The sequence below is a fragment of the Cupriavidus sp. SIMBA_020 genome (genome assembly GCF_046535395.1).
Taxonomy (GTDB): domain Bacteria; phylum Pseudomonadota; class Gammaproteobacteria; order Burkholderiales; family Burkholderiaceae; genus Cupriavidus; species Cupriavidus campinensis.
Map to the genome: position 1 here is coordinate 1 of NZ_JAWRWU010000549.1, position 273 is coordinate 273.

The 273-nt window shown below is 38.8% G+C and carries 1 protein-coding gene; it reads right to left on the minus strand.

Features of this window, described 5'->3' with window-relative positions:
* The coding region (locus SB751_RS30465) for a hypothetical protein (protein ID WP_410749081.1) at positions 1 to 264 on the minus strand (264 nt) is incomplete at its 3' end.
* Positions 265 to 273: the final 9 nt, after the last annotated feature.

The following is a 273-nucleotide window of genomic DNA, read 5'->3' on the forward strand; positions in this document are numbered from 1 at the left end:
TCTTAGCTTTTTATCTACATCAAGGGCTGAAGCTTGGAATTGCTGTTCTAGCTCAGTGCACTCCATTGTATTGATTGGAGATATCAATACGATCTGCCCAGGTTTTGCATAGCCATCAACAATGTGTGAGTTTACAAATTTAAAGTGTTTGAATGTCTTTTCAGAGGGGGTGTTATAGAGTGCGATTATTAAAGCATCGATACTCATTCGCTTTTCTACAATATGAATAGCGTAGTCGTTTGGTACTAAGAATTGGTTAGTCATGTCCGCTCC